Consider the following 7,847-nt stretch of genomic DNA (forward strand, 5'->3'; position numbering starts at 1 on the left):
GAGGCCGGCGTCGTCGATGATGGCGGTGAGTAGGTAGGTGCACTTGCTGGCGAGGTCGAGGGTGGCGCCGCCGCGGGCGTTGGCGAGGGTGATCGCGGCGATGAGGGCGTCGGCGTCGCAGGGCACGGGTGTGCCCGGCGGCTTCTTCTCCTTCTCGCCCTTGCCTGTGCTCTTGTCGTCATGTTGGCCCTGGTAGCCGCCGCGGTTGTCGCTGTTGGGCGGGTGGGGGTTGCCGGTGTGGTTGTCGGTGGTGAGGGCGCGTCCAATGGCGTCGGCGGCCGGAGTGGCGGCGATGCCGACGGTGGTGAGGGCGAGTCCGGTAACGCCGGCGAGGCCGACGGCCCACCAGCGCCGCGGTGACCTCGTCTCGTGTCCGCCGGGGCGGCCCGGTTCGGGTTCGTGGATGTGGTCCTGCTGGTTCATCGCGGTGCCGGTGTCCTTCCCCCGTGAGTGGCGAGGAGGCGCCAGCCCCGGGGCAGGCCGGGTCGGTGTCGTCCTCGGCTACCGTGCGGGCGGTAGCAGCCACCCGCACGCTAAACCGACACGAACCCCGAATGAACATGAACCCGAAAAAGTTGCCTAAATCGGGCAAAAGTGCCTATCCAGTAGTTCTCGTCATGGTTAGGGTTAGGCGGCCTGGGTCAGCGCCTCGAACCGGTCGTCAGTGAGCTCCACCTCAGCGCCGGCGAGGTTCTCCTCCAGGTGCGCAATCGACGAGGTGCCAGGAATCGGCAGCATGACCGGCGAGCGGCGCAGCAGCCACGCCAGGGCGAGCTGCACGGGCGTCGCGCCGTACTCGGCGCTCATCGCTTCCAGCGGGCCGCCGGGGCGGGCGAGGTCACCGGTGGCGATCGGGTACCAGGGGATAAACCCAAGGTCGTTGCGCTCGCAGTACTCCAGCACCGGCTCGGCGTCCCGCTTGCTCACGTTGTAGAGGTTCTGCACGGTGGCGATCGGGGTGATCTCGCGGGCGGCCTCGATCTGCTCGACGGTCACCTCGGAGAGGCCGATGTGCCGGATCTTGCCCTCCTGCTGAAGCCGGACCAACTCGCCGAGCTGGTCCTCGAGGGGCACCTCCGGGTCGATGCGGTGCAGCTGGTACAGCGGAATGCAGTCCAGCTTGAGGTAGCGAAGGCTCATCTCGCACTGCTGCCGCAGGTACCTCGGGAGCCCGAGCGGCTTCCAGTCGTTCGGCCCGCCCCGGACCAGCCCTGCCTTGCTCGCGATGACCAGATCATCGGCGTACGGGTGTAGCGCCTCCTTGATCAGGATCTCGCAGACGAACGGCCCGTACGAGTCGGCGGTGTCGATGAACGTCACCCCGAGCTCGACGGCGCGGCGGAGTACCCGGACCGCCTTCGCCGGATCGTCCGGCATATCCCAGACTCCCGGGCCGGCGAGCTGCATGGATCCGTACCCGAGTCGGTCGACCGGGAGGTCGCCACCGATGCGGTAGGTGCCGGAGGCCTTGACCGGTTGGTTGCTGGCGTGCGGTGACATGTGGGCGTCTCCTCGTCGGGTCGCTGGGCGGCGGCAGACCTACCTGGTCCGTTATACCCCTACTGCCGGGGGCCAATCGCACAGTACCCATCGCCGTCGATCACTGTCGGGTGTGGTCGGGGGCTCATCGGCCAGGTCAGGGCGAGGGCCCGATTGGCGTGAGTGGGCCGGTCGGCTCACTCACAAGCTGGGCGGGCCTTGGGTCGGGCGCGGAGGTGGGCACGCTCTCCCTGTTGGCCGAAGAGGCTGAGGATTTCGACCGGCTGATCCTCGGCGACGCCGAACCAGTGCGGGACCCGGGTGTCGAACTCGGCCGCCTCGCCGGGTGCCAGCACGAGATCGTGCTCGCCGAGCAGGAGTCGTAGTCGCCCGTTGAGGACATAGAGCCACTCGTACCCGTCGTGGGTCTTGAGGTCTGGCTCCCGCTTGCTGATCGGGATGATCAACTTGAAGGCCTGGATGCCGCTGACCCGTCGGGTCAGCGGCAGCACGGTCATGCCGTGGCGGGTGACCGGGCGCAGGTGGATGCGGGGGTCACCGGTGGGCGGTGCCCCGACGAGTTCGTCGAGGGTGACGCCGTGGGCGCGGGCGAGGGGGAGGAGCAGCTCGAGGGTTGGCCGGCGGGTGCCCGATTCGAGCCGGGAGAGGGTGCTCACCGAAACGCCGGTCTCTGCCGAGAGGTCGGTCAGGGTGGTGCCGCGTTGGCGGCGCAGGGCACGCAGTCGGGGGCCGACCGCGTCGAGAGCCTGGTTCAGGTCACCGTCCATGGCCAAGAGTTTGCCATATCAGCAACGGGGTTTGCTGTCGCTGCAGGCTGGGGGCACCGTGGCCGCAGGAGGTGGTCAGAATGACCGATCAGCTGGAGCGGAGTTACGACGTGGTGGTGGCCGGTGGCGGTGCCGCTGGCCTGAACGGGGCGGTGATGCTCGCCCGGTCACGTCGATCGGTGGTGGTTCTCGACTCGGGCGCCCCACGCAACGCCCCGGCCAAGGGAGTGCACGGGCTGTTGGGCCGCGAGGAGATGCCGCCGGCCGAGCTACTCGAGCGCGGCCGGGCCGAACTGCGCGGTTACGGCGGCCATGTGGTGGACGCCGAGATCGCGACCGCTGTCCGGGACGGGGAAGGCTTCGTCGTGACCGTGGCCGACGGCCGGTCGGTACGGGCCCGCCGGCTGCTGGTCACCACGGGACTGGTCGACCTCCTACCGAGCATTCCCGGGCTGCGCGAACGCTGGGGCCGAGACGTTCTCCACTGCCCGTACTGCCACGGCTGGGAGGTGCGGGACCAGGCCATCGGCGTGCTCGCCACCGGTCCGCGATCGGTACACCAGGCCCTGCTCTTCCGCCAGCTCAGCGCCGACATCAGCTACTTCACCCACATGTCCGCCGGACCCGACGAGGAGGAGGCGGAGCAACTGGAAGCCCGGGGTGTACGGGTGGTCACCGGTACGGTGGCGGCTCTGGAGGTCGCCGATGATCGACTCGTCGGGGTGCGGCTCGCCGACGGCACGGTCGTACCGCGGACCGCCCTGGGGGTTGGGCCGCGGATGGTGGCGCGGGCCGGGTTCCTGGCCGGGCTCGGGCTGCGGGCGGTCGAGCACCCGAGTGGGCTCGGCGAGCACATCCCGGCCGATCCGACCGGGCGCACCGAGGTGGCGGGGGTCTGGGCGGCGGGCAACGTCACCGACCTGGCGGCCCAGGTGGGCGCCGCCGCAGCTGGCGGCGCTGTCGCCGGGGCCGCGATCAACGCTGACCTGATCGCTGCGGAGACCCGCCGGGCGGTCGCCGCCCTGCGGCACCCGTTCTCGGGCAGGTCCGAGGCGCGGGTCGCCGAGCTGGTGGCGGGCGAGCGTCGACACGGACTGTGAACGGCAACGGGGTGCCATGGGCGGTCGGGGGAGGGGTCAAGCAGGTGCGCGACAGTCGGCTGATCGGCTAACGGACAGGACGTCGGGCGCCGCACCGACGCACTGTTATAGCAGGTGAGAGGCGTGGATGGCGGGCCACATCCCGATCCTCGGGCCTGGCGGGACCAGCAGCGTCCCGGTCGGCACCGCCGCCACCGAGCCCGGCGCGCGCGTCGTCGCTGACGCCGCCCCCCGCGCCGTCGGCCCGCCCCACCCACGCTTTGGAAGGAGCCAACCGATGGCTACTCCCACCGTGACCGTCGCCCTGAACGCGGCGGTCTACGCCCCTGGTGACGAGATGATCATGACGGTTACCTACCGCGACGCCGACACCCGGCCAGTGACCGTCACCGTGGTGGTCACCGACGTGTGGGGCCGCAGCAGTGCGCCCGCGCAGGTCACCGTGGTCGTCGACCCGCCCACCCTCACCGTCACCGATGACTCCGGCCGCGCCTGGACGAAGCTGTCGGACAACGGCGCGGTGGCCGACTACCGGGCGGTGGCGTGATGCCCCGGGTCACTGTCACGGTGCGCGACTCCGGCGGGCGCACCGCCACCACCACCGCCGACTACCAGGTCAGCTCGCCCGTCCTGGGCGGCTACTACCTCTCCGGCAACGGAAATCCGGTGGCGGACCTGGCGGGCGGGAACATCCGGTCCCTGACCCAGTACCGCAGCTTCGCCGACGGCTACCTCTTCCCGGGCTGGAACAAGCCCTGGTTGACGGAGCTCGGTGCAGCCGGAATGAAGATCAATATGGTGCTGGAGCTGAAGCACTACGGCGCCCCGCACGCCGGGGAGCAGACGTTCCGGGTCAACGGCCGGACGTACACGGTCCCGGCCCCGGCGATGACCATCCAGCAGCGGCCGGGGGCGACCTGGCCCCGGGCCTACGGGTACGGCCAGGTGCTCTCCGGGCAGTGCGACGGGCTGTTCGCGCGAGCGCTGGCGCAATATCAGGAGATGGGCGTCGGGATGAACCTCCAACTCGCCTCGGAGCTGGACACCGACCACGAGTTCGGCACCAGGGAGGCGGGTGCGGCGTACACCTGGGCGGAGTCCGACGCCCGGGCGGTGGCGGCGTTGACGTACATCGTGACCTGGTTCAAGGCCCGCGGCCTACCCACCGGCACCACCTTCTCGGTGGGGGCGGGCGGCTTCGACCGGGCCTGCTATCAGCGGACCCACCCGGAGGCGCTGATGGCGAAGCTCGACTTCCTGCAGTGGAACGTCTACGCCACCAGCGCCACGCACACCGCGCTGGCCCGGTTTCGCCGTACCAAGGACTGGGCGGTCGCCGACCTCGGCCCGGTCGCCCTCTCCCGCCCGGTCCTGATCGCGGAGTGGGGGGTCCGGTCGGCTGAGCTTCCCGACCAGGCGGCGTGGATCGGGACCGTACCGGTCGCCGTCGCCGCGCTCAACGCCGAGGGCGGGCCCCGGATCGCGCGGACGAACTACTTCAACTCCGGCTGGGGTTGGCTGGTGCCGAAGGACACCGGACTGGCCGCGCTCAAGCGGGCCTACACCACCGGGCCGTACGTCTGAGGAGCCCGGAGCGCGGCGGTGGCCCGGGGTGCGGCACCGGGGTCGGCACCGGCGGCGGTGTCGGGGTGGGCTGGGGACCGGGCGTGGTCGGTGGCGCCGGAACATGGTGGCTGCTCATCGTCCGGGAGTTCCCGGCCTGGTCGGCGGTAACCGCCTCCGTCAGGAACCCGGTTGCCCGGCCAACTGCTCCCGCATGCTGCCGCGCTGCGCCGCCCGGCTGATGTCGCTGGGCGACACGATCCCGACCAGCCGCCCGTCCTCCACCACGAGCGCCCGCCCGTCGGCGCAGTCGGTGAGCCGGGGCAGGAGCTCGTTGAGTGACTCATCCGGGGCGGCGAGCACCAACTCGTCGGTGCGGCAGGCGACCTCGGCAAGGGTGGTGGTGGACCGCCGATCGGCCGGTACCCGCCGGATTCGGTCGAGGGTGATCAGCCCGACCGGTCGGTCGCCGGCGACCAGCGGCAGCGTTGAGTACCGGTAAGCGAAGAGGTAGTGCTCGATGAAGTCGGCCACGGTCATGTCGCCGGCGGCGGTCTGTGGCTCCGGGGTCATCACCTCGGCGACTCGGATACCGCTCAGGGCGCTGCCCATCCGGGCCTGCCGCTGCTCCATCGTCGCGGCGCCGATCAGGAACCAACCGATCAGGATCAGCCACAGGCCGCCGAACCCGCCGCCGGCGAAGAACTGCCAGAATCCCAGGCCGATCAGGATCGCCCCGAGGACCCAGCCGGCCCGGGCGGCCACCACCGAGGCCTTGGTCCGGTCCCCGGTGGCCTTCCAGATCGCCGCCCGTAACAGCCGCCCGCCGTCCAGCGGGGCGGCGGGCAGCACGTTGAAGACGGCCAGCAGCACGTTGATGCCGGCGAGCCAGGCCAGCGCGCCGAGCCACAGCCCGTCGTACCCGGTCATCGCCACTCCCGCCGCGATGGCGCCGAAGAAGACGCCGATCAGCAGGCTCACCAGCGGCCCGATTCCGGCGATGCGCAGCTCGGCGCCCGGGTTCGGCGCCTCGCCCTTCAGTTCGGCGACACCGCCGAAGAGCCACAGCGTGATGCCGCCGACCTCGAGCCCGTTGCGCTTGGCGACGACCGCGTGTGAGACCTCGTGGGCGAGCAGGCCGAGGAAGAAGACCACGGCGGCGGCGAGGCCGGCGAGCAGGTACGCGATTCCCGGCTGGTCCGGGTAGGTGCGGGGGAACTGGTTGGCGGTGAGCGCCCAGGCGATCACCAGGAAGATGACCAGGACGCTCCAGTTGACCCCGACTGGTACGCCCACGATCCGGCCGAGCCGGAAGCTTGCCCTCATCTTCCGGTCATACCCCTGGACCCTGTACCCATGCCAGGGGCGAAAAGGCCACCGGTCGTCGGCTACGGCGCGGTGTGTGATGAGGTACTCGTGCCTATATGAGGGATTTTGCGGTGAAACGACCTCATCATTCGGTTTGGTGGCCTTTAACTGCTTGTGCGGCTGGGACGGCCGCCCCACCGCTTCACCAGGAGCGCGGACCGACCGACACGAAGGTAGAGCACGATGCCGGACCAAGCACGGCCAGCGGAAAGGCCCCGTCGGCGGCGCCTCACCCGGACCGCGACGACGCTGGGGGTAGTGACTCTCGCCGGCTTCGCGACCGTGGCCGCCACCGGATCCATGAGCCTCGCCCAGGCGCCAGGGGCGTTCGCCCGAGCCTCCCTCCTCGGGAGCGACGGCGGCAGCGCCCCCGGCAAGGGCGGCCCGGAGCAGCACCGAAGCGGCTCCGCACACCCTGACCAGGGGGGTGACAAGAGCGCTGCCGGCAACCCGGGTTGGAAGCGCGGTGCGCACGGTGGCGGGAAAGCCAAGGGCACTCCGGTGCCCTGCGACCCCAACGCGTTGATCGCCGCGATCACCGCGGCGAACCAGGCCGGCGGCGGCACGCTCCGCCTGGCCGAGAAGTGCACCTACACCCTCACCGTCAACCAGGACGACAACGGACTACCCCCGGTCTTCCAGCCCATCACGATCCACGGCCAGGGCGCCACCATCGTCCGGGCCGCCGCCGCCGACAACTTCCGCATCTTCGAGGTCGTCACCGGCGGTGACCTCACCCTCAAAGACCTCACCGTCGCCGGGGGAAGGCTCGAGGGCGGCAACGACGACGGCGGCGGCATCTTCGCCGGCGAGGGCACCCGACTGACCCTCGAACGCGTGACCGTCCGGGACAACATGACCCTCGGCAACAACGGCGACGGCGGCGGCATCTCCGGTGACCGGAGCAAGGTCACGATCACCAAGAGCACCATCACCCGCAACACCGCCACCGACGAGGGCGGCGGCGTCTCCAGCGACAACGGCACCTTCACGATCAGCAAGTCGAAGCTGACCCACAACACCTCCGGCACCACCGGCGGCGGGTTCTCCAACGACGAGGGCTCCGCCACCATCAGCCACACGCTGATCAGCGACAACACCGCCACCAACGGTGGGGGTGTGGACAACGACGGCAACCTCTCCGAGATCGTCCACAGCACCATCGTTCGCAACACCGCCAGCGGCCTCGGCGGCGGCATCTACGACAACGGCAACGAGGCCCTCCTGCTCCAGCACGTCAAGGTCGCCGAGAACACCGCCACCTCCGGTGGCGGGCTCTATCTCACCACCGATCTCGGTGTCACCGTTGAGGGCAGCAAGATCGTGTACAACACCGCCACCACCGGCGACGGCGGCGGCATCGCCATCATCGGTGGCGATCCCGTGGTGGCCCTGCGCCGTACCACCGTCTCCGGCAACCAGGCCGGGGAAGTCGCCGGCGGCATCTACTTCGACCCGTCCGACCAGACCACCGTCCTCACCCTCACCGACGTCCGCGTCACCGACAACCTCGCCCAGAACGAACCCGGCGGCGTCTACAACAACGGCG

7 protein-coding genes and 1 pseudogene are annotated in these 7,847 nt (G+C 70.4%); 4 read left to right on the forward strand and 4 right to left on the reverse strand.

The window, feature by feature from the left end:
- From H0524_RS24375 to H0524_RS00050, 3 genes and pseudogenes are all read right to left on the reverse strand, one after another.
- Positions 1-423 (reverse strand): annotated as a pseudogene (locus tag H0524_RS24375) (right-handed parallel beta-helix repeat-containing protein); the annotation flags it as partial.
- A 204-nt stretch (positions 424-627) separates the two neighbouring features.
- Positions 628-1,500, reverse strand: a complete 873-nt coding sequence (locus H0524_RS00045; RefSeq protein ID WP_180196817.1) for an aldo/keto reductase — start codon at positions 1,498-1,500, stop codon at positions 628-630.
- A 176-nt stretch (positions 1,501-1,676) separates the two neighbouring features.
- A complete protein-coding gene (locus tag H0524_RS00050; protein WP_180196818.1) occupies positions 1,677-2,267 on the reverse strand; it encodes a helix-turn-helix domain-containing protein in 591 nt (196 codons plus the stop codon).
- 80 nt (positions 2,268-2,347) lie between these two features.
- On the opposite strand from H0524_RS00050, the gene H0524_RS00055 reads away from it, so the two are divergent.
- From H0524_RS00055 to H0524_RS00065, 3 genes are all read left to right on the forward strand, one after another.
- On the forward strand, positions 2,348-3,367 hold the full coding sequence (locus tag H0524_RS00055; RefSeq protein ID WP_180196819.1) for an NAD(P)/FAD-dependent oxidoreductase: 1,020 nt from the start codon (positions 2,348-2,350) through the stop codon (positions 3,365-3,367).
- A gap of 277 nt (positions 3,368-3,644) precedes the next feature.
- Positions 3,645-3,914 carry a hypothetical protein gene (locus tag H0524_RS00060; protein ID WP_026323028.1) on the forward strand — a complete coding sequence of 90 codons (270 nt, stop codon included), beginning with the start codon at positions 3,645-3,647 and terminating at the stop codon, positions 3,912-3,914.
- Positions 3,914-4,951, forward strand: coding sequence for a hypothetical protein (locus H0524_RS00065; RefSeq protein WP_180196820.1), 1,038 nt, complete (start codon positions 3,914-3,916; stop codon positions 4,949-4,951). The genes H0524_RS00060 and H0524_RS00065 overlap by 1 nt, the downstream gene beginning before the upstream one ends.
- A 159-nt stretch (positions 4,952-5,110) precedes the next feature.
- Here the strand turns inward: H0524_RS00065 and H0524_RS00070 are convergent, their stop codons facing one another.
- Positions 5,111-6,256, reverse strand: a complete 1,146-nt coding sequence (locus H0524_RS00070) for a site-2 protease family protein (protein ID WP_180196821.1) — start codon at positions 6,254-6,256, stop codon at positions 5,111-5,113.
- 342 nt (positions 6,257-6,598) lie between these two features.
- On the opposite strand from H0524_RS00070, the gene H0524_RS00075 reads away from it, so the two are divergent.
- Positions 6,599-7,847 (forward strand): right-handed parallel beta-helix repeat-containing protein (locus H0524_RS00075; RefSeq protein ID WP_255435731.1); only part of this gene is annotated, 1,249 nt, incomplete at its 3' end.

Source organism: Salinispora sp. H7-4 (assembly GCF_013416675.1).
Lineage (GTDB): Bacteria > Actinomycetota > Actinomycetes > Mycobacteriales > Micromonosporaceae > Micromonospora > Micromonospora vitiensis.